Genomic DNA, 20615 nt, shown 5'->3' on the forward strand with positions numbered 1-20615 from the left:
GCGATGGCGGCGAACACGATTGCCGCGATTGGCGCGACTGCCGGCAAAGCGGGTTTGTGGCGGGAGGCGTTGGCGCTGAGGCATATGTCATGGGGCATTGGTCTGTCCTTTTGGCGTTGCAAGATGCAATCAGACATACGCAGCCTGGATGCATTTCAAAAACTAATTTTTAACATCAAGTATATCACGAAGTGTGATTGTTTGCTGTGGCTTTGACTTGGCCATCTGATCCGGTTGCTCGTGTCGGATCAAAGAGGCAAGCCCGGTCGCGCCCCTCATTCTTTGCGTGGTAAAGCGCGCTATCGGCCTGTTGTATGGCGGTTTCGACCGAGCCGCCCGGAGGCAGGGCGGCGACGCCAAAACTGGCCGTGAGAACAAGCGCGCGGTCCTCAAAGAAAACCGGGCTTTGGCGGACGCGCTGAGCGAGGCGGCGGGCGGCGGCGTAGCCGTGTTCCATGGTCGTGTCGCCAAGCAGGATCACGAATTCTTCGCCGCCAAACCGGGCGACAAGATCGTCCGCGCGGCAATTGCCGGAAAGGATGGCGGCGAACTGGCGAAGCGCCTGATCGCCCGCGGTATGGCCATGAGTGTCATTGAAGTCCTTGAACCGGTCGATGTCTGCGACGATCACGGCGCAGTGTCGGTCGCCAAGGTTATTTGCCCGGCTCAGCAGGCTTGCTCTGCTGGCCACGCCGGTCAATTGATCATGGCAAAGCGCATGTTCCAGCCAGACCGCGCGCAGCTGTATCTGGCGCATGCGCTGACCAATCGCATAAGAAATCGGCGCGGCGAGAATGACCGCGATGATCGCCCCCGGCAGCAGCGTGCGCCCCAGGAGGTCAGCAGGCAGGAAAAGCTGGCGCAGTATCAGGCTGCCGCCGAGAACGGCAAGACAGATCAGAAATGTGAAACGGCGTACGTCGCCGCGTGTCTGTATGTGCCACGCCATCAGTCCCTGCTCCCAAATAGCTCTGTGAGAAGTATCCCCACTCGGGGTTAACGACTGGTGCGTTTGGAGTGGCTGCCAGTTTTGGAGTACCGGGCATTTTACGCGAATGCGACATTGCCTCACCTTCGTGTTACTTCCGGACGGGGTGGGGTGGCGGAGTGTGCGGCGGCCCCATAGTTTGTCACGGACACCGGAATGAGGATGACAAATGCCCATCGAACGCCTGACATTCACCGGCCATGGCGGCCACGACCTTGTCGCACGGCTCGACTTGCCAGAAGGGCCGCATCTGGCCACGGCCCTCTTTGCGCATTGTTTTACCTGCTCCAAGGACATTCCGGCCGCGAGACGCATCGCGGCGCGTTTGGCGGGGGCTGGTATCGCGGTCCTGCGGTTCGACTTTACGGGCTTGGGGCATTCGGGCGGTGAGTTCGAGAACACGTCGTTCACCTCGAACGTGCGGGATCTGGAGCGCGCGGCGGAGGCGCTTGCGGCGCGCGGAATGGCGCCCACGCTGCTGATCGGGCACAGTCTTGGCGGAGCGGCGGTGCTGGCCGCTGCCGGGCGTATCGAGAGTGCGCGCGCCGTTGTCACCATTGGGGCACCGTATGATCCCGGGCATGTGACACATAACTTCGGCTCAGCCCTGGAGCAGATCGAGGCAGATGGTGTGGCCTCGGTTCGGCTGGGCGGTCGCGACATCCGGATCGGACGCGGCTTTGTCGAGGATGTCCGGGCAGAGAATTTGCGCCCGAAAATCGAGGCGTTGCACAAGGCGTTGCTGGTCTTGCATGCGCCGCGCGACGCGACGGTCGGGATCGAGAATGCGGCAGAGATATTCAAGGCGGCCAAACATCCCAAGAGCTTTGTCACGCTGGACGATGCCGACCACCTGATCAGTGACCCGAAGGATGCCGAATACGCCGCGCAGGTCGTGGCTGCATGGGCTGCACGCTATCTGGAGCTAAGCCCGCCGGCGCCACCACCCGGCGCACCGGAAGGCGTGGTCCGGGTCAGTGAGGCGGATGCTGCTGGCTTTTTGCAGGATGTAAATGCGGGGCCAGCCCATCACGTACTTGCTGACGAGCCGGTGGCCTATGGCGGCAGTGATCGGGGCATGTCGCCCTATGGATTTCTGGCAGCCGGACTGGGGGCCTGTACCTCGATGACCATTCGCATGTATGCGCGCCGCAAGGGCTGGCCGCTAGATCATGTGAGCGTTGATGTGAGTCATGACAAGGTGCATGCACAGGACGCGGATAGCCGTGGAGAGGCCAAGGCCGACGAGTTTACGCGGGTTATTCGGCTTGAGGGGGATCTGAGTGCCGAGCAGCGTGACAGGCTTTTGGAAATCGCCGACAAGTGCCCTGTGCACCGCACCCTGGAGCGGTCGTCACGGGTGGCGACGCGCCTTGAAGGCGTTTGAGGCGGATTGAAACGGGGGCCGGGGAAAGGTTGGCCTCGCCGGTGTTTCAACAGAGCCGCCTCGTGGCGACAACCGGCCTCCGTCTGACGGGCTTTCAGGCCTAGCATGTGATGGCCGGAGTGAGAGTTGCCTTGTCAAATGCGCAGGAACGGTTGTGCGATCCTGGGCATGAGGCCGCGGAAACGCAGCGGCGCGTCGGTGGCGGCGAGGCAAATGCAATCCAACCCGATATCGGCGACCGGAGTGTGGGTGAGATCTTCGTCAGCCACTTCGATATCTCCCGGCCCAAACCGGTCAACCTCATCACAAAAGGCACCCTGCAAGACAAGGGTCAATTCAGTGCCACGATGGCCATGATCAGGCACCGCAGCGCCCGCAGGAATGTAGAGCAGCCTGGCTGTTGCATCGCGCGACGTGGTCAGGATGGCCTGTTTTACGCCCATACCGACAGATCGCCAACGTACCGCATTCAGATCATCCCCGATGTAGTCACGCAGTGGCGCAGGGACCCGCGATGTGGGCACGGTGTTTGCGTTCTGTGTTAAAGGTGCAGACACCGGAGCCGCTCTGATGCGGTTCAACGTGGCGGCGAGACTATCAGTGCCCATCGCGACGCTTTCGCATCCCTCGATGAGCGCGCCGCCAACACTATCGAACGCTCCAAGTCGCGCGCGGCAGTCATCGCACATCGAAATGTGCGTGGCGACTGTCAGGTTGAAAGCCTCGGGCAAAGTCCCCGCCGAATAAGACATCAGCAGGGCGTCGTTCAGGTGGTGTGTGATCGGTGTTCTTGTCATGGCATTCACTTCATTGCATGGCGCAGACGGTCGAGCGCCAATCTGATACGGGATTTTATCGTGCCAAGGGGCAAACCGGTTTCATCTGCGATCTCAGAGTGGGTCAAATCTCCGAAATACGCTTTTTCGATCAGGTCCCTTTGTTTGTCTGGCAAGGCCGCGATGGCCGCGCCCAGCTGGGCCGTTTCCTGTTGCAGCACCAAGGTGTCGGCCTGGTCCGGTTCGGGGTCCTGACCCCAGGGCAAGTCCTCGGGCTCGGGCCGTTTTTGTTTCCGTAACGCGTCAATCTTGCGATTTCGCGCAATGGTGAAGATCCACGTTGCCGCGGATGCGCGTGTCGGGTCGAAAAGGTGCGCCTTTTGCCACAGCGTTGCCATCACCTCCTGTGTGCATTCCTCGGCCATGGTGGCATCGGTACCCGAACGCATCAGAAACGCCTTTACGCGCGGGGCAAAGTGCCCGAACAGTCGCGCAAAGGCTGCTTCGTCCTGGGTGTCTCGGATGGCTATGATACAAGCCACCCAATCTGTATTTTCCTGGTCGCGTGTCGTCCTCACCTCGATCGATCCCGCCCGTTTGCCTGTTAACTCTGCTGTCCTCATCGTTGTCTTAGCACGGGTCACAATGACCGGCGAGAGGGCAGTGTCGTGCTGTATGGCGGCATTGTCCAACATGCAAAGTTTACGCAGCCCGCTTCGCGATGGATCACCGAAGTGCGAAAAAAATTCGTGGATTGATTGAAAGTCATTGTAATCCGTTTTGTCCGGCTGCCCGTAAATCAGCGTAACTTAAAATCAAACGGGTAGACGTATTCATGCCATTCGAGACCAGCGCCGTTGCGCGCAAGCGGATTGCCGTCATCGGTGCGGGTATTTCCGGAATGGGGGCAGCCGAGCGGCTGGCGGGCGCACATGATGTTGTGCTGTTCGAGGCCGAGCGTAGGCTTGGCGGTCACGCGCGGACTGTGATCGCCGGCAGGGATGGCGACCGGCCGGTGGATACCGGCTTTATCGTGTTCAACTACGCCACCTACCCACACCTGACCGCGCTGTTTGATCGCCTCAATGTGCCGGTGGTCCCGAGTACCATGAGCTTTGGCGCTTCCTTTCGAGGCGGTCGAATGGAATATGGGCTGGAGGGTGCCGAGGCGTTCTTCGCTCAAAAGAGAAACGCCTTCAATCCGATCTTTTGGGGCATGCTGCGGGATATTTTCCGTTTCAACGCCGGTGCGCTTGCCGCGTCGCAGGAGGTGGGCCTGACGATGGGCGGGTTGATCGAGAAGATGCGATTGGGGCGATACTTTCGAGACTATTACCTGACGCCTTTCTCCGGTGCGATCTGGTCCATGCCTGTCGAACAGGTTCTGGGCTTTCCAGCACATGCGTTGGTCACGTTTTTCAAGAATCACGGATTGCTGGGCTACGATCAGCAGCATCAATGGTTCACCGTGCAAGGCGGATCGGTGACCTACGTTTCCCTGCTGGAACAATCGCTGCGGGCCAAAGGGTGCGATATACGTTTAGGGGCCGCCGTGGCGGGCGTCAGGCGGCTGCCCGTGGGCGTGGAAATAAGGGTGCAGGGCGCCGATTGGGAATTCTTTGACGAGGTGGTGCTCGCCACCCATAGCGATGACGCCATGCGCATGCTCTCGGATGCCGATGAGATCGAGCGTGGCGATGCGGGGGCCATAGCGTATCAGCCCAACGATATAATCCTGCATGCCGACCCCTCGGTGATGCCGAAACGCCGCGCGGTCTGGTCGTCGTGGAACTACACCGAGGCCAAGGTAAAACGTACCGGCCAGATCGACCTCACATACTGGATGAACAGCCTGCAACCCATACCGCAGGACGATCCACATTTCGTCACGCTCAATACCACGCGGCCCATTCGAGAAGAGTTGATTTACGATCAGGTCACGCTGCGACACCCTGTGTATGACCTGAGCGCCCTGGCAGCACAGGACCGGGTGCGAGCGCAGAATGGACGGCGTAACACATGGTTCTGCGGGGCTTGGATGCGGCACGGTTTTCACGAGGACGGGTTGTCGAGCGGGCTTGAGGTGGCCGAGGCGATCTGTGCGCGCGACGCGATGCCGGTGGCGGCGGAATGAGTGCGGTCGATCATATCGCTGGTCACACCTGGCACGGGCGCAAAGGTGCGGTCGAGAACGCGTTTCGCTACGGCATCGACTACGTGCTTCTGGATGCCGAGGCCGACGTAAAGGCCCCCGGTCTCTTTGGGCGCAATCGCCGTGCATTCGTGTCGCTATGGGACAAAGACCACGGCGGTACGCCGGGGCATGGGCGCGGTGCCGCGTGGGTGCGCGAGGTGCTGGCCGACCGGCAAATGCCCGCGCCTGCGCGGATCGAACTGTTGGCGCAGCCCCGCGTGCTGGGCCATGTGTTCAACCCGGTCTCGTTCTGGATCTGCCGCGACGCGCAGGACGAGGTGCGGGTGATCATCGCCGAGGTGTCCAATACCTATGGCGAGCGGCATTCCTATCTGTGCCACCGCGACGACCTTGCGCCGATCACGGCGCAGGACAGGCTCCATGCGGCCAAGATTTTCTACGTCTCACCCTTCTTGCGGATCGAGGGCGGCTATGAATTCCGCTTTGATCTGCGGCCCGACCGGATTGGCATCTGGATCGATTTTACCGGGGGGAATGGCGGGGTGATCGCCACTTTGGTCGGCCCGCGCAAGCCGCTTAGGACCGGGGGACTGATGATGGCCGCGCTGCGCCGCCCCTTCGGGTCGCGCCGGGTGCTGGGGCTCATTCACTGGCAGGCGTTCAAGCTGTGGTGGAAGGGCGCGCGGTTCCGCTCGCCGCCGCCGCCACCCTCCGAGGAAATCAGCCGGTGAGCCACGCCGCCACCATATCCGCAACGGGCATTGGCCCGCGACTGCCCGGCTTTGCCGTCTTTGCCGCCCTTCTGGCGGCGGCGGGGCTGCCGCTCTATATCCACGCGCCCAAGTTTTACGTCGATGAATATGGCGTCTCGCTGGCCGCGCTTGGCTCGGTGCTCTTTGTGCTGCGCCTGCTCGATGTGGTGCAGGACCCGCTGCTTGGACGGCTGAGCGCGCGGCTGCGCAGGCATCGCGCTGTCAGCGTCGCGGTGGCGGTTGTTGCCATGGCGGCGGCGATGCTGGGACTGTTCGCCGTGATCCCGCCGATTGCGCCGCTGTGGTGGTTCGCGGGCATGCTGACGGTGGTCTTTTCCGCCTTCAGCTACCTCACCATCTGCTTTTACGCCCAAGGTGTGGCAAGTGCTGCCTACCTGCCGGGTCAGGGTCATCTGCGGCTGGCACGCTGGCGCGAGACCGGTGCACTTCTGGGGATCTGTGCCGCCGCCGTGGCCCCGCTGGCACTTGGTGGTTATGCGGGGTTCGCGGTGGCCTTTGCAGCGCTCGCGCTTGTCGCCGCGCTTGCCATGACCGGGCAATGGGGGGCCACCGACGTGCCCGACGGCACCGGCTTTGGCCCGGTCCTGCGCGATCAAACCGCGCGGCGGTTGCTGGTCGTGGCGCTGTTCAACGCGGCGCCTGTGGCAGTGAGTTCCACGCTGTTTCTGTTCTTCGTCGAAAGCCGGCTGCAAGCGCCGGGATGGGAGGGGCCGTTCCTTCTGATCTTCTTTCTGTCCGCCGCGCTCGCCGCCCCGGCGTGGAGCAAGCTGGCCGAGGCTTATGGGGCCAAGCGCGTGCTGCTCGGGGCAATGGTACTGGCCATCGCGGCCTTTGCTTGGGCCATCCTTCTCAGTGCGGGCGATCTTTGGGCCTTTGGCATCATCTGCATCGTCTCCGGCGCGGCCGTGGGCGCGGACATGACGCTGCTGCCCGCGCTCTTTGCGCGCCGCCTGTCGGAGATTTCGCCCGGTGCCGCCGAAGGCTTTGGCCTTTGGTCCTTCGTGTCGAAATTCACCCTCGCGCTGGCCGCCGTGAGCCTCTTGCCGCTGTTGCAGGCGGGTGGTTTTGCCGCCGGACAGGACAACGACGAGGGTGCCTTGCGCCTGCTCAGCCTGCTTTATGGCGGATTGCCCTGCGCGCTCAAACTCATGGCCATTGCGCTCTTGGCCCGAACACCGATTGAGGAAAGGAGCTGACCCGATGGACGCTTTTGGTTTCATCCTGCTGGGGGCCGCGATCATGCTGGGCCTTGTATTGCTCAAGGAGCGATACGCGGGGTTTTCGGCGCAGGCCCCGCAGGATTACGCAAAGTTGGAGCCACGGTTCGACCTGCGCGAGCACCTTAACGGTCCGATCAAATGCGAGGGCGTGATCTATGGCCCGCTTGGCCGCGTCGCCTCGCGCTTCACCGGCGATTTCGAGGCGCACTGGCAGGGCAATCGTGGCATCATGCGCGAGCATTTCGACTATGACAGCGGCAACAGCCAGGATCGCGAATGGCGGCTGGAACTGGGCAATGACGGGTCCATCCGCGCCGAGGCGGATGATCTGGTGGGCCCCGGGACCGGCCAGCAGATGGGCGCGGCGACGCGGCTCAGCTATCGCATCCGCCTGCCCGAGGAGGCGGGCGGTCATGTCCTGAGCGTGACCGACTGGATGTATCTCACCCCCGGCGGTGAGGTGGTGAACCGCAGCCAATTCCGCAAGTTCGGCATCAAGGTGGCGGAACTGGTGGCGACCATGCGCCGGGTGGACGCATGACCGACTGGCAGGGCAAACGCTATTGGCTGGTGGGCGCGAGCGAGGGGCTGGGCGCGGCCCTCGCCCACAAGATCAGCGCGGCAGGCGCCGAGGTGATCGTCTCGGCCCGCAACGCCGACCGGCTGGAAGAGCTGGTCGCGGTCCTGCCGGGGGGCGCGCGCGCCGTCGCCATGGATGTGCGCGACGACGCCAGCGTGACCGAGGCGGCCAAGGCGGTAGGCGAGGTTGACGGGCTGGTTTATCTGGCGGGCGTTTACTGGCCGATGCCCTCGACGGAGTGGCAGGCCGATGAAGTCACCGCGATGGCCGATGTGAATTTCACCGGCGCGGTGCGGGTGCTGGGCGCGGTGATCCCCGGAATGGTGGCGCGCGATGTGGGGCACGTGGTGCTGACCGGTTCGCTCTCGGGGTTTCGCGGCTTGCCGGGGGCCATTGGATACACCGCCTCAAAGGCGGGGGTCATGAACCTTGCCGAATCGATGCGCGCCGATCTGTGGCGCACCGGCGTGCGCGTGCAACTGGCCAATCCCGGCTTTATCAAGACGCGGCTGACCGACAAGAACAAGTTCAAGATGCCGTTCATCATGTCGCCCGAGGATGCAGCGCAGGAGATGTTCGAACTGATGTGCGATGACAGCGCCTTTCAGCGCCATTTCCCGCGCCTCTTCAGCTATCTGTTTCGCCTGTCGCGGTTCCTGCCGGACTGGGCCTATTACCGGCTATTTGCGTAAGATCAAGGACGGGGGACGACCCGCCCGGCATTCCTGTGCTAGACTAGCGCAACAGGAGACTATGCCATGATCGACATCACAGTGCACAAGATCGCGCAGATCATTCTCATGGCCCGAGAACTGGACCGGGCCGAAGGTGAACTGCGTGCTTTCATAGACCGATTGAGCGAGGAGGAACAGGCGAGCCTGGTGGCCGTCATGTGGATCGGACGCGGCAGCTTCGAGGCCGAGGATCTCAAAGAGGCCAAGCGCACCGCCTTTGAAGAGGCAACGACCCCCTGCGCGGATTACCTGCTTGGCTCGCCCCACCTGTCGGATCATCTGGAAAACGGGTTGGAGGCGTTGGGCCTGTCGGCGGCGGATGACGAGGATGAACTGATACGAGGCGGATAAGGCACTTGGTCCGGCGCCGGGGCGCATTGATCCCGTCTTCGCTTGGCCCTATAGGCGAGGGGGACACGCGATGAAAACCCGAGGAGACGCCCTATGTCGAACGCCGCACTGGAAACTGCAATCGAATCTGCCTGGGAGGCGCGCGATACGATCACGCCCGCGACAGGGGGAGAGACGCGCGAGGCCATCGAAGAGACGCTCAACGCGCTCGACAGCGGCACACTGCGTGTCGCCGAGCGGCAGGACAACGGTGATTGGCATGTGAACCAGTGGGCCAAGAAAGCGGTCCTTCTGGGCTTTCGTATCAAGGATATGGAGATCCACGACAATGGTCCCCAAGGCGGTGGCTGGTGGGACAAGGTCGACAGCAAGTTCAAGGGTTGGGGCGAGGCCGAGTGGCGCTCTGCCGGGTTCCGCGCGGTGCCCAACTGCGTGGTGCGCAAATCCGCCTATATCGCGCCCGGCGTGGTGCTGATGCCCAGCTTTGTGAACCTGGGTGCCTATGTGGATGAGGGCACCATGGTCGACACATGGGCCACGGTCGGCTCCTGCGCGCAGATCGGCAAGGGGGTGCATCTGTCGGGCGGTGTCGGCATCGGCGGTGTGCTGGAGCCGATGCAGGCCGGCCCGACGATCATCGAGGACAACTGCTTTATCGGCGCGCGCTCGGAGGTGGTCGAGGGCTGCATCGTGCGCGAGGGCTCGGTCCTGGGTATGGGTGTCTATATCGGCAAATCCACCAAGATTGTGGACCGCGAGACCGGCAAGGTCTTTATCGGTGAAGTGCCGTCCTACTCGGTGGTCGTGTCAGGCAGCATGCCGACCAAGAACAACCTCAACCTCTATTGCGCCGTGATCGTCAAGCGGGTCGATGCGCAGACCCGCTCGAAGACCGGGATCAACGAACTGCTGCGCGACTGAAACGCGGTTTTGACGGCATCGCTCCGCGCAGGACTGCGCGGGGCTATGTTGTTTCAATCAGCTGTCTTGCGACATGTCGGAGGCTGGACCCGGTCAGGTCCGGCAAGCGCAGCACTGGCGATGCGGCACTGCGGTTGATGCGCGTGTAGCGTGGGTCGTAATGCACCTCGATCAACTCACGTACCAGCTGTGCAAAATCCCCCGACGCGGCAAGGGCGCGCCATACGGTCACCTGCTCGTGGCCGTGATAGCGGATGAGTTGCGCAAGAATCGAGTCGAGCCGCGCTGTGTCGTCGATCAGGTCTGCGTATTCCTCGCAGATATGGGCCACCCGCGCAGTGAGTGGCGCCTCAAGACGCACGGCGGGGGCGGTCTGCATCGCCTTGGTCAGGGCAGGGGGCAGGTTGATGCGGCCAATTCGGGGGCTTTCCGCTTCGACAAATATTGGCCGCAAGGGATCGAAGCGGACGAGTTGCGCGGCAAGCGCGCTCTCGAACCCCTTCTGCGCGGGCTGCCCGCCGACCACTGGCCCAAAGACCGACCCGCGATGCGCCGCCAACCCCTCCAGATCAAGCATCTGGGCCCCCTCATCGGCCAGATGCCAGAGAAGCCGCGTCTTGGCGGTGCCGGTGCCCCCGTCGATCAGCACGAGACGCAGACCGAGGTCTTGCTCATAGAGTGCTTGTGAAACGAGGCGGCGATACGTCTGATACCCCCCTGCGATCGTGTCGGCCTGCCAGCCGATCTGTTGCAGGATCACCGTGAAAGAGCCCGAGCGCTGCCCGCCGCGCCAGCAATAGACCAAGGGACGCCAGCCGCCCGACCGGTCGGCAAGCGGGCCTTCCAGATGCGCGGCGGCGTTGCGTGAGACAAGCGCCGCGCCGATCTTGCGGGCGAGAAAGCGGTCCTCTTGCACATAGATGGTGCCAACGCGCGCGCGCTCGGCATTGGAGAGCACTGGCAGGTTGATCGCACCGGGAATGTGGTCTTCGGCGAATTCGTCGGGCGTGCGCACATCGATGATGTCATCGAAAGGCAGGTGCCTGAGGGTGGTGAGGCTGTCGAGGGCGATGGGCATCAAGGCACCATGCGATCAGAGCTGTGATATTGCATGTCTTTGAATGCGCCCGCCCGCACGCGAGTGCAACCCCTGATACCAGGGTCGACGCGCCGGCAGGTGCTGAAAAAAGGGGTGAGCCAGCGCATGCCGCCCACCCCAGGCAGGGAAACTCAGTTCTGCAGGTAAACGTCGAGACTGTCGTCGAGCGCGTCTTTCCACGGTGTGTGGTGCTTGGGGGCCATGGTGCCGGTGATAACCGATTTATAGGCGTTATCGCGGAAGGTCATGATGTTCTCTTTCTTGTGACCCTTCCATTCCTTGAATGCCTTGCAGGCGCCCTCGACATCGAAACTCGGATAGTCGGTCTCGTCGATAAGCTCTTTCACATAGCCGCCCTGATACCAGATCGCGTCATAGTCATCCTCGCCCGCATCCTCGCGCGCGACGCGCTCGGCGACATCGGCCTCCATCGTGGCGCGGTCCGGCAGAGCGATGCGCCCCATGATGACATCCCGCACCCACCATGCCTGAGCGTCGAACATGTTGAAGGTGAACCACTGATCCTGCATGCCGATATAGAACAGGTCCGGTTCGGGGACATAGACCACGCCCTTGTAGAGATCGGCGGTCGCCAGCCGGTTGGCGGTCTTGAGGCGGAGATCGTCGGGCAGGAACGGGAAATGGTGCTTGTAGCCGGTGCACAGGATCACGGCATCGACGTCCTTGGTCGTGCCATCCTTGAAATGGGCGGTGTTGCCAACAACCTTTTGTAACAAGGGCACTTCCTGCCAGTTGTCGGGCCACTTATAGCCCATGGGGGCCGTGCGATGGCTGACAGTTATCGACTTGCACCCGTATTTCCAGCATTGCGAGCCGATATCCTCGGCGGAATAGCTGGTGCCGACGATCAGGATGTCCTTGTCCTTGAATTCCAGCGCATCGCGGAAATCATGGGCGTGCAGGACGCGGCCCTTGAAGGTTTCGAAGCCAGCGAAGTGGGGGACATTGGGCGTGCTGAAATGACCCGAACAGACGATGACTTGATCGAATTCTTCGGTATATGTGCGATCTTCGGGGAGGTGACAAACAGTGACCTGGAATGTGTCACCATCCTTCTCGACCCAGCGGACGGCGGTGCTAAAGCGGATGAGGTCGCGGACCTCGGCCTTTTTCACACGGCCCTCGATATAGTCGAACAGGACGGCGCGAGGCGGATAGGACGCGATCTGCTTGCCGAAGTGCTCTTCAAAGGAATAATCGGCAAATTCCAGCCCCTCCTTGGGGCCGTTGGACCACAGGTAACGATACATTGAGCCGTGCACCGGCTCGCCATATTCATCGAGGCCGGTGCGCCATGTGTAGTTCCACAGGCCGCCCCAGTTCTGCTGTTTTTCGAAGCAGACGATCTCGGGGATCTCGGCGCCCTTCGCAGCGGCGGATTGAAAGGCCCGCAGCTGCGCTAGACCGGATGGGCCCGCGCCGATGATCGCAATTCTCTTTTTTGTCATGTATCCCTCCAAGTTGGCATGGACCAATATTTCCATATTGGTTCTTTTGGTCCATGCCAGACTGGAGTTGCGTTGGACCTCTTGTCAATAAATTTTCTTTCCAAGAATAATATTTTCCCAAGATCCGGCTGGCGCAGCCTGTTGAACGTGCTAAAAACGATCATGTCCAATTCCAGTTTCGCACAACGTCTGGCTGTCCGGAGTGCTCTTCCCAAGTTTTCCGTGGGGATGCAGCGGGCGATTACCATAGGATTTTTGGCCCCTTTGAGCGGGCCGGTCGAATCGTGGGGACTGCCGGGCCTAAATGGGTGTCGTATGTGGGTGGACTGGCTCAACCGGGCGGGCGGCGTGCTGCTTGGGGGGCGGCGCTTTCCGGTCAAGTTGGAGGCATACGATTGCGGATACGAGTCCGAACGGGCGCTGGACGGGGCCCGACATCTCGTACAGGAGCACGACGTTTCGCTGATGATGATGCTCGGGGGCGATTCCTTTTCCGCTGTACGCGACTACCTGATGGGTCAAAAGGTGCTGACGTCATCGCTTCTGACGAGCGACCTGTCACCGGACACGCCCTATCTCATCGCGCCCGGCGAATCGCTGCCGATCTACACGGTCACGGCTGTGGACTGGGTCGCGCGGCATCGGCCGGAGATTCGCACCGTGGCGCTCTGCGCGCAGACCGATGCCCTCGGACTGCCGGCGCTGGCGGCGTATCGTGCAGCGTTCAAGGCGGCCGGGATCAGGATTGTCGAGGAAGTCAGGTACGATCCAGAGACGGCGCAGGCGCAGGACGTTGTCGCGCCGATGCTGGCACGTTCTCCGGATATGCTGTGCTGGTGCGCGAGCTATACGCCGATGGTTCACGCGATGACCGAATACGCCTTTGCGCAGGGCTTCGCCGGCCAAATCCTGAGTTGCACGGCAGATAGCTATGAGCAATTGATCGCGCTGACCTCGCCGGATTTCATGGAAGGGTTCCTGTTTCAGTTCCCTGACTTCGATGACCCGCTCCTTGCGGAAAAGGCGTTTTTCTTCAATCAGCCGCAGGTTTTCTTTGACGAGTACAACGCGCGCTTTCCTGGAAGCTGGACTGCGGTAAGCTGGGAATACGCGGCGATTTTGGACATATGGCAATCGGCGGTCGAGCGGGCGGGCACAGTCAATTCGGTGTCGGTGCTGGCGGCGATGCGTCAGATGGGGCAGGCGATCCATGCATTCGGCCCTGCGCAATGGTGGGGTGAAGACATGTTCGGCCTCAACCACACACTTATCGGGGATTGGCCGGTGGTGCAGATCAGGGATGGCAAGGCACGCATTGTCGAGTTCGGCTCGATCCCGGATTGGCTCGCCCGGAACGAGGCGTTGCTGCGCGAGGAGATGGAGGCGCTTGGCCAGCTATGGCATCAGCGCCACGGGCAAGGGCCGGGCAAGGCGTGCCTCGATGCGCGTCTGGTCTCGCAATAGGCTGCGTTAGTCCTCTTGCAAAAGGGTTTTCTGCTCTTCGATGAGGTGCAGCTTGATGTATTCCACAGCCGTTTCCACATCGCGCGAGGAGATCGTATTGAAGAGCGCGTTGTAGCGTTTTTGGTAGTCTTCGATGCGCCTGGGCGTCAGGTGCCGCCGCATCATGCGTGAACGGAACGTCTGCATGCAGGCATCGATGGCCAGATCGTAGCATGACGCGAGCAGCGGATTGCCCGTGCCGGTCGCGATCTTGCGGTAAAAATCCTCTTCGCATTTCACGAAGGCTGCGGCGTCAGTGCTGATGGCTTCCATGCGGGACAGGATGTCATCGAGCTCCATGATATCGCGGGGTGTCATGTGGATCACCGCGAGGCGGATCATCTCAGGCTCCAGAATACCGCGGACGACGAGGTGATCGAGCGGGCTGATATTCTCGGCCAGGGCGCTGCGATTGCCGATACGGCTGTGCTGGGTCTTGTAGGTGACAAAGCTGCCCGAGCCCGCCCTGCGGCGGATGATATGGCGTGATTCGAGCACGTCGAGAGCTTCGCGCACTGTGTTGCGGGCCACGCCCAGCTCTGTCGACAGGGTGCGTTCCGAGGGCAGGCGCGCGCCCTCGGGATATTCCTCGGACTGGATGCGTGCGAAGAGGCTGTCGATCACGACCTGTACCGTCGCACCGACCGAATGGTTGGTGACGAGCTGCGCATCGGTGCGCGGATTGGGGCTGGCCATACTGTGCTGTCCTTCGTCTGGCGCGCAACTAATTCGGTTGAAACTTAGGTGGATTGCAGTCGGATCACAAGCTGAACACAGTGAGGGGTGGACCAATTGCAGGCGCTTACCGGACCAGTTTGACGGATCGCTGCGCGCAAACTGGGCCAATTAAAGGCGATCAGAGCGCCAATTTTATGTGCAAATAGAGTTGGCTGCGCTGTTTGAATGATTTAATTATAACTATAAGAAACAAATTTTCTTGTGGGTTTCAAATCGCTTTGCTAGCGTTGCGGGGTAAGCCAAACCAATTTCCTGAACTGGTATAGTTTTCGAGGTTGGCAATGAACCACAAAGGTCACTCATGGCTACGCTTTGCTGCGCGGATGGCGCGCGGCGCCAATAGTTGGAGGAACGCATGCTTTCCAAATTCACTGCTTCGGGGTTCACCCGTCGGACCTTTCTGAAAACATCCGCCGCGGCGACCGCAGCTCTTGGCCTGCCGAAGATGGCCCTCGCGGCGGGCGAGCCGATCAAGATCGGCTTTCTGGCGCCACTGACAGGGGCTGTCGCCGCATGGGGCAAGCCTGGCCTTGACGGCTGCGAAATCTGGGCCGAGCGGGTGAACGCCGCAGGCGGCATCACGCTGTCGGACGGCGCGCACCCGGTCGAGTTCGTGGCCTATGACAATGAATACGACCCGGCCAAGGCGCGGACCGGGGCGACCAAGCTCATCCGCGAGGACGGCGTCAGCTTTATCATGATGCTCGGCGGGGACACATGGCCCGGCGTGCAGCCTGTGGCCGAACGCACCGGGATGCTCTTTTCGACGCTGCTTCCGTCAGATCTGTCGCCCGACACAACCACGCTTCTGGCACCGGCCGAAGTGCACCCGATTTACAACGTGACCGGCGTAGAGTGGCTGGCGCAGAACAAGCCGGAGCTGAAAACAGCGGTGATGTGCGCGCAGGATGACGCGCTCGGTCTGCCGTCGGTGGCGACCTATCTTGCCGCGTTCGAAGCCGCCGGCATCGAGATGCTGGATGAGCCCCTCCTGTTCGATCCCTCGACCACCGATTTCGCACCGGTGGTGACGCGGCTTCTGGCCAAGAACCCCGATATCATCTGCCTCGACACCTGCTATTCGGATTATGTGCATCCGATTGCCGAGCAACTCTTTCAGCAGAATTTTGGCGGCCAGATCATCAGCTGCACGGCGGACTTCTATGATCAGATGATCGCCAAGACCTCCAAGGACTTCATGGAGGGGTTCATTTTCCAGTTCCCTGATTTCGACGATCCCGCCCTCAACGCGGACACCGTAAACTTTGACGATCCGAACGGATTTTACGCGGAATACAACAAGCGGCATCCTGGGCAATGGGGCGCTGTGAGCTGGGAATACGCGTCAATCATGGACCTGTGGAAGGCGGCAGCGGAAAAGGCCGGCTCGGCCGATCCGGACGCGGTGATCGCCGCCATGCAGGAGGGCCCCGGAAACCACGCGTTCGGCGATGCGGAATGGTGGGGTGAGGAGCTCTTTGGCATCAACAATGCTCTTGTCGGGGATTGGCCGGTCGTGGCCATTGAGAATGGCAAGGCCACGATCAAGGAATTCAGATCTATCCCTGATTGGTACAACCGGCACGGCGATCTGCTGATCAAGCATATGCAGGATTACGGCCAGATGTGGGATCAGCGCAGCTGATAGCACGGCCAAGAACAGCGCCCGGCTCGCGGGCGCTGTTGCCTTTCCCTCTAAGATCCGAGCTCTTCCCATGATGGAACTTCTGGCGCAGACCGGCCTAAATGCCGTCTATGCAGCAAGCTATATTTCTTTGGTCGCGGTTGGCCTCGTGCTGATCTTCGGTGTCATGGGCGTGGTGAATTTCGCCCATGGCGAGCTGTTCATGGCTGGCGCGTACGCGATCGTGGCGCTCTATGCAGACATGCATCTGCCCTTCTTCATCGCGGTGCCGATCGGCATGCTTTTCGTGGGCCTTCTGGGCCTCGTGATGGAATGGGGACTGTTTCGCCCGCTCAAGGATAACCCGCTGGGCGGTCTCGTGGCCTCGATCGGGTTTCTGATGATCCTCCAGTCCCTTGCGGTCATGGGATTCGGCGTGCGGATGGAGCACATTCCGCCTGTGACACAGGAGGTGGTGCGCTTCACGGACAAAGTGGGGCTGCCGGTCGCACGGCTTTATGTGATCGTCGCTGCGGTCGTGCTGCTTGGCGCGCTGTGGTACTTCCTCAAGCGCACGCGGTTTGGCTGGGCGTTGCGCGCCTCGGCACAAGACCCCGAGGCGGCGGCCCTGCAGGGGATCTCGATCACGCAGACTGCGCGTATCGCGATGTTCATCGGCGCGGCGCTGGCCGGTGTCGCCGGCGCGCTGACCGCGCCGCTGGTCTCTGTTAACCCGCATATGGGGCATTCGGTGATCGTCACCGCCTTTATCGTGATCATCGTGGGCGGCGTCGGGTCGCTCGAAGGCGCGATCGTGGCCTCGGTGGTCTACGCGTTCGTGCATACGTTCGTCACGACATTCTGGGACGGGGTCCTGGCCGACATCGTCGGGCTCATGCTGATGCTGGTCGTGCTCATCGTAAAACCCACCGGATTGTTCGGGAGTGCGGATCGTGCTTAAACCTCTGATTTTCGTCCTCGCTGCGGTCGCGCTGATCGCGTTGCCACATGGACTGAGCTTTTCTCAGCAGGAAATTCTGGTCTTTCTCGTGATCAATATCCTGTTGGTAACGTCGTACCGGCTGCTTACGCTGACCGGCGAATGGTCACTCGGGCATGTCGTGATCATGGGGGTGGGGGCCTATGCCTCGGCGCTCGTTTCCAAGGAACTGGGCGTCAACGTGCCGGTGTCGATTCTGCTCGGTGGGATCACCTCGGCGCTCTTGGCCGTGCTTCTGTCCTTTCCGCTCTTTCGGATGAAGGGATTTTATTTCCTGATCGGGTCATTCGCGGCTGGCGAGATCATCCGCTTGATCTGGAAGCGCTTCCGAGAGCCGTTTGGTGGCGTGCGCGGGATCTCTGGGATCGACCCGATGCCGGATTTCTCGCTTGGGTTCTACAGCTTTGATTTCTTCGAGCCGGTCTCTTACTACTACTTTGCCGGTTTTGTCGTGATGATCTGTCTTTGGGTGCTGTGGCGCATCGAGAAGTCGCCCGTGGGCCTGACCTTTCACGCGGTGCACTGGCAGGACAAGCTGGCGCAGGCATCGGGCGTCAATCTGCGCGCCTATCGCACGCTGGCCTTTGCCATCGCTTCGGGCTTTGCCGGGATCGCCGGGGCCTTGCAGGGCCATTACGTCGGCACGGTCAACCCCAACTCGTTTGATATCGAGGTGATGGTCTTTGTGCTGACATGGGCGATTGTGGGTGGCACGGCGACCTTTTACGGCCCGATACTGGGCTGCGTTCTGCTGACGATTCTCAACGAGATCGTCCTGCGCGAGCTCGGCTTTGAGCAGGCAAGACCGCTCATTTATGGCGCGATCATGATCCTGTCGATCCTGTTTTTGCCCAACGGCCTTGAAAGCATCGTGCAGAAAGTCCTGCCGCGCAAAGCCGCGCCCTCACCCGAAAGAAAGGCAGCCGCATGACCGATTTTCTCGAAATGCGTGATTTGACGATGCGCTTTGGTGGTTTGGTCGCGGTGGATACACTGTCCTTCAAGGTCGCGCATGGCAGCATCCATGGGCTGATCGGGCCGAACGGCGCGGGCAAGACGACGACCTTCAATATGATCTCGGGCTTCTACACCCCCACTGCGGGGCAGGTGCTCTTGCGGGGCGAGGATATATCGGGGCTCAAGATGCACGAGGTCGCGCGGCGGGGCGTGGTGCGCACCTTTCAGCATTCCACACTTTTTGCCGAACTGACCGTTCTGGAAAACGCCCTTGTCGGCACGCATATGCCGTTTCGTCCCAACATCTTTGCCGCCATCGTCGGCTGGGATCGCGAAGACCGTCGCGGGGCCGAGGCGCGGGCGCGTGAGGCGCTCGACTTCTTCGGGCTAGGCGACTTGGTCGAGGAGCGGGCCGGTGATCTCTCACACGGGCACCAACGTGCCCTTGGAATGGCCGTCGCCTATGCCAGCCATCCCGATGTGATGCTGCTGGACGAGCCGTTTACTGGCATGAACCCCGAGGAGACCCGGCAAATGATGGACCTCATGCGCCGCCTCAAGGCCGATGGCATAACCATTCTGCTGGTTGAGCATGACATGCAGGCGATCATGGGGCTGTGCGACACCATCACCTGCATGAGTTTCGGCAAGTTTCTGGCCGAAGGCGGGCCGGCCGAAATACGTCACCATCCGGCGGTGATCGAGGCCTATCTGGGGGGCGCGCGCCATGTTGCTTGAAATGCGCAAGATTGCTGTGAACTACGGCAAGATCAACGCGGTGCGCGACATATCCATCGCCGTGCCGCAGGGCAAGATCGTGACCATCATCGGTGGCAACGGCGCGGGCAAGACCACGACTTTGCGTGCGATGTCGGGCATGGTCCCGATCGCGCGTGGCGAAATCCTGTTCGAGGGGCAGCGGATCGACCATCTGCCGGCCCACAAGATCGTCGCGCATGGCATCGCCCACGTGCCCGAGGGGCGACGGATCTTTCCCGACATGACGGTTGAGGAGAATCTTCGAACGGGGGCGTTCCTGCGTCGCGATACCGCCGGGATCGAGACAGATCTGGATGGCGTTTACGACCGTTTTCCGCGCCTGCGCGAGAGGCGTAGCCAGCGGGCACAGACCATGTCGGGCGGCGAGCAGCAGATGCTGGCGATTGGCCGTGCCTTGATGTCAAAGCCACGCCTTTTGCTGATGGACGAGCCGTCGATGGGTCTTGCGCCCGTGATCGTCGAGGAAATCGCGCGCATCATCGAAGAAATCAACGCACAGGGCCTGTCGGTCGTGCTGGTGGAGCAGAATGCCGAACTGGCGCTGGAACTGGCCGACCATGCCTATGTGCTGGAAACCGGGAATACCGCAATGGAGGGGCCTGCCCATGAGCTTCGTGGAAATGAACATGTTCGCGCCGCGTATCTGGGGCTTTGACAGCGCAGATACCGAGATGCGCGCGGCCCGCCAAGCCGGATGGGCGCGTGCCGATCTGGTCTGGGAACGGCTGACCGAGGCGGGCTGTGCCGCCCATATGGCAGGGGACCGGCAGGCGGCGCAGCGGTTGTTGCGGCGGGCAGGGTGGATGGCACGCTTGTTCTTTGGCGCGCAGGATTTGCGCCGCGCCACGTCACTCGCCAATCTGGCCATTCTGGCGCGCGACGACGGGCAGGGCGCGAGGGCCGAAACACTGCAGAAACGCGCGCTCAGCCGCTGGATGCGGTCGGATGAGGCTGTCGGCGATCTCGTGTTCAGACCGCGCAGCCGGTCGTCTTTGTTTCACCTTCGGATGGAGGCGCTGCACCGCGAGACGTTTCACGACAACATGCGCAAGCGTTATCGCGCAATCGCAGCCGAAACCGGGCAGGCAATGCGACAATTGCTGACCGAAGGTCGCCCCGAACGCCCGATCTGCGCAAGGTGGCGTGGCGAAAAGCCCCCGGTTTTTGACGATGGGCGCAAGTTTCTGGCGGCGGCGCTTCTTATTGCCGAGGGCTAAGCGTCAGGTTTCCGATAGTGTCATCCAATCCAAGTTTCTGACCTCGAAATGTCAATGTAAAGCAAATTGAATGTTGACTGTCATGAATATTTATTGATCCTCGTGAATATTCATGTGGTGGCATCGGCATGGATTTGCATGTGGTCGGACGGGCACCCCATAGGTCATGCCGGTCTGATCGTCGCAATCCATTCGAGCTTTCACGGCAACAGGAGAGACCGATCATGAGCTACAAGAGTGACATTGAGATTGCGCGTGAGGCGCGGAAGCGTCCGATTCAGGAGATCGGGGCGAAGCTCGGGATATCGAGCGACGATCTTCTGCCTTACGGGCATGACAAGGC

At 61.3% G+C, this 20615-nt stretch carries 22 protein-coding genes; 16 read left to right on the forward strand and 6 right to left on the reverse strand.

The window, feature by feature from the left end:
• Positions 1–184 precede the first annotated feature (184 nt).
• A complete protein-coding gene (locus tag Q0X85_RS01230) occupies positions 185–949 on the reverse strand; it encodes a GGDEF domain-containing protein (protein WP_297767902.1) in 765 nt (254 codons plus the stop codon).
• A gap of 208 nt (positions 950–1157) precedes the next feature.
• Here Q0X85_RS01230 and Q0X85_RS01235 point away from each other — a divergent pair, with 208 nt between their 5' ends.
• Positions 1158–2375, forward strand: coding sequence for an OsmC family protein (locus Q0X85_RS01235; protein ID WP_297767904.1), 1218 nt, complete (start codon positions 1158–1160; stop codon positions 2373–2375).
• A gap of 134 nt (positions 2376–2509) precedes the next feature.
• Here the strand turns inward: Q0X85_RS01235 and Q0X85_RS01240 are convergent, their stop codons facing one another.
• Both Q0X85_RS01240 and Q0X85_RS01245 read right to left on the reverse strand, forming a co-directional pair.
• Complete coding sequence (locus tag Q0X85_RS01240) at positions 2510–3172, reverse strand: ChrR family anti-sigma-E factor (protein WP_297767906.1); 663 nt, start codon at positions 3170–3172, stop codon at positions 2510–2512.
• 5 nt (positions 3173–3177) lie between these two features.
• Positions 3178–3846 carry a sigma-70 family RNA polymerase sigma factor gene (locus tag Q0X85_RS01245; RefSeq protein WP_297767908.1) on the reverse strand — a complete coding sequence of 223 codons (669 nt, stop codon included), beginning with the start codon at positions 3844–3846 and terminating at the stop codon, positions 3178–3180.
• Between the two features lie 140 nt (positions 3847–3986).
• Here Q0X85_RS01245 and Q0X85_RS01250 point away from each other — a divergent pair, with 140 nt between their 5' ends.
• From Q0X85_RS01250 to dapD, 7 genes are all read left to right on the forward strand, one after another.
• Positions 3987–5285 carry an FAD-dependent oxidoreductase gene (locus tag Q0X85_RS01250; RefSeq protein ID WP_297767910.1) on the forward strand — a complete coding sequence of 433 codons (1299 nt, stop codon included), beginning with the start codon at positions 3987–3989 and terminating at the stop codon, positions 5283–5285.
• A complete protein-coding gene (locus tag Q0X85_RS01255) occupies positions 5282–6037 on the forward strand; it encodes a DUF1365 domain-containing protein (protein ID WP_297767912.1) in 756 nt (251 codons plus the stop codon). The genes Q0X85_RS01250 and Q0X85_RS01255 overlap by 4 nt, the downstream gene beginning before the upstream one ends.
• Positions 6034–7275 carry an MFS transporter gene (locus tag Q0X85_RS01260; protein ID WP_297767914.1) on the forward strand — a complete coding sequence of 414 codons (1242 nt, stop codon included), beginning with the start codon at positions 6034–6036 and terminating at the stop codon, positions 7273–7275. The genes Q0X85_RS01255 and Q0X85_RS01260 overlap by 4 nt, the downstream gene beginning before the upstream one ends.
• 4 nt (positions 7276–7279) lie before the next feature.
• Positions 7280–7840, forward strand: coding sequence for a DUF3833 domain-containing protein (locus tag Q0X85_RS01265; RefSeq protein WP_297767916.1), 561 nt, complete (start codon positions 7280–7282; stop codon positions 7838–7840).
• Positions 7837–8571: an SDR family NAD(P)-dependent oxidoreductase gene (locus tag Q0X85_RS01270; RefSeq protein WP_297767918.1), complete on the forward strand. Its 735-nt coding sequence runs from the start codon at positions 7837–7839 to the stop codon at positions 8569–8571. Before Q0X85_RS01265 ends, Q0X85_RS01270 begins: the two co-directional genes overlap by 4 nt.
• 66 nt (positions 8572–8637) lie before the next feature.
• A complete protein-coding gene (locus tag Q0X85_RS01275; protein WP_297767920.1) occupies positions 8638–8964 on the forward strand; it encodes a DUF3775 domain-containing protein in 327 nt (108 codons plus the stop codon).
• A gap of 93 nt (positions 8965–9057) precedes the next feature.
• Positions 9058–9885 carry a 2,3,4,5-tetrahydropyridine-2,6-dicarboxylate N-succinyltransferase gene (gene dapD, locus Q0X85_RS01280; RefSeq protein WP_297767922.1) on the forward strand — a complete coding sequence of 276 codons (828 nt, stop codon included), beginning with the start codon at positions 9058–9060 and terminating at the stop codon, positions 9883–9885.
• A 43-nt stretch (positions 9886–9928) separates the two neighbouring features.
• Here dapD and mnmH read toward each other — a convergent pair whose 3' ends face one another.
• Positions 9929–10963, reverse strand: a complete 1035-nt coding sequence (gene mnmH, locus Q0X85_RS01285) for a tRNA 2-selenouridine(34) synthase MnmH (protein WP_297767924.1) — start codon at positions 10961–10963, stop codon at positions 9929–9931.
• Between the two features lie 152 nt (positions 10964–11115).
• Positions 11116–12453, reverse strand: coding sequence for an NAD(P)/FAD-dependent oxidoreductase (locus Q0X85_RS01290; protein WP_297767926.1), 1338 nt, complete (start codon positions 12451–12453; stop codon positions 11116–11118).
• Between the two features lie 162 nt (positions 12454–12615).
• Between Q0X85_RS01290 and Q0X85_RS01295 the strand changes: the two genes are divergently transcribed.
• The gene (locus Q0X85_RS01295) at positions 12616–13917 is read left to right on the forward strand and encodes an ABC transporter substrate-binding protein (protein ID WP_297767961.1); all 1302 of its coding nucleotides are present in this window, start codon (positions 12616–12618) and stop codon (positions 13915–13917) included.
• A 6-nt stretch (positions 13918–13923) separates the two neighbouring features.
• Here the strand turns inward: Q0X85_RS01295 and Q0X85_RS01300 are convergent, their stop codons facing one another.
• On the reverse strand, positions 13924–14652 hold the full coding sequence (locus Q0X85_RS01300; protein WP_297767929.1) for an FCD domain-containing protein: 729 nt from the start codon (positions 14650–14652) through the stop codon (positions 13924–13926).
• A gap of 397 nt (positions 14653–15049) precedes the next feature.
• Between Q0X85_RS01300 and Q0X85_RS01305 the strand changes: the two genes are divergently transcribed.
• The 7 genes from Q0X85_RS01305 to Q0X85_RS01335 form a co-directional block, all read left to right on the forward strand.
• Entirely contained in the window at positions 15050–16339 is a 1290-nt protein-coding gene (locus tag Q0X85_RS01305; RefSeq protein ID WP_297767932.1) for an ABC transporter substrate-binding protein, read from the forward strand.
• Positions 16340–16409: 70 nt separating this feature from the next.
• Positions 16410–17279: a branched-chain amino acid ABC transporter permease gene (locus tag Q0X85_RS01310; RefSeq protein ID WP_297767935.1), complete on the forward strand. Its 870-nt coding sequence runs from the start codon at positions 16410–16412 to the stop codon at positions 17277–17279.
• On the forward strand, positions 17272–18249 hold the full coding sequence (locus Q0X85_RS01315) for a branched-chain amino acid ABC transporter permease (protein ID WP_297767938.1): 978 nt from the start codon (positions 17272–17274) through the stop codon (positions 18247–18249). Before Q0X85_RS01310 ends, Q0X85_RS01315 begins: the two co-directional genes overlap by 8 nt.
• On the forward strand, positions 18246–19013 hold the full coding sequence (locus Q0X85_RS01320; RefSeq protein WP_297767941.1) for an ABC transporter ATP-binding protein: 768 nt from the start codon (positions 18246–18248) through the stop codon (positions 19011–19013). Before Q0X85_RS01315 ends, Q0X85_RS01320 begins: the two co-directional genes overlap by 4 nt.
• On the forward strand, positions 19003–19710 hold the full coding sequence (locus Q0X85_RS01325) for an ABC transporter ATP-binding protein (RefSeq protein WP_297767944.1): 708 nt from the start codon (positions 19003–19005) through the stop codon (positions 19708–19710). Before Q0X85_RS01320 ends, Q0X85_RS01325 begins: the two co-directional genes overlap by 11 nt.
• The gene (locus Q0X85_RS01330) at positions 19661–20272 is read left to right on the forward strand and encodes a tetratricopeptide repeat-containing protein (RefSeq protein ID WP_297767947.1); all 612 of its coding nucleotides are present in this window, start codon (positions 19661–19663) and stop codon (positions 20270–20272) included. Before Q0X85_RS01325 ends, Q0X85_RS01330 begins: the two co-directional genes overlap by 50 nt.
• Positions 20273–20496: 224 nt before the next feature.
• A partial coding sequence (locus tag Q0X85_RS01335) for a formate--tetrahydrofolate ligase (RefSeq protein ID WP_297767964.1) occupies positions 20497–20615 on the forward strand: 119 nt, incomplete at its 3' end.

This window comes from uncultured Roseovarius sp., from assembly GCF_947259555.1.
Lineage (GTDB): Bacteria > Pseudomonadota > Alphaproteobacteria > Rhodobacterales > Rhodobacteraceae > Roseovarius.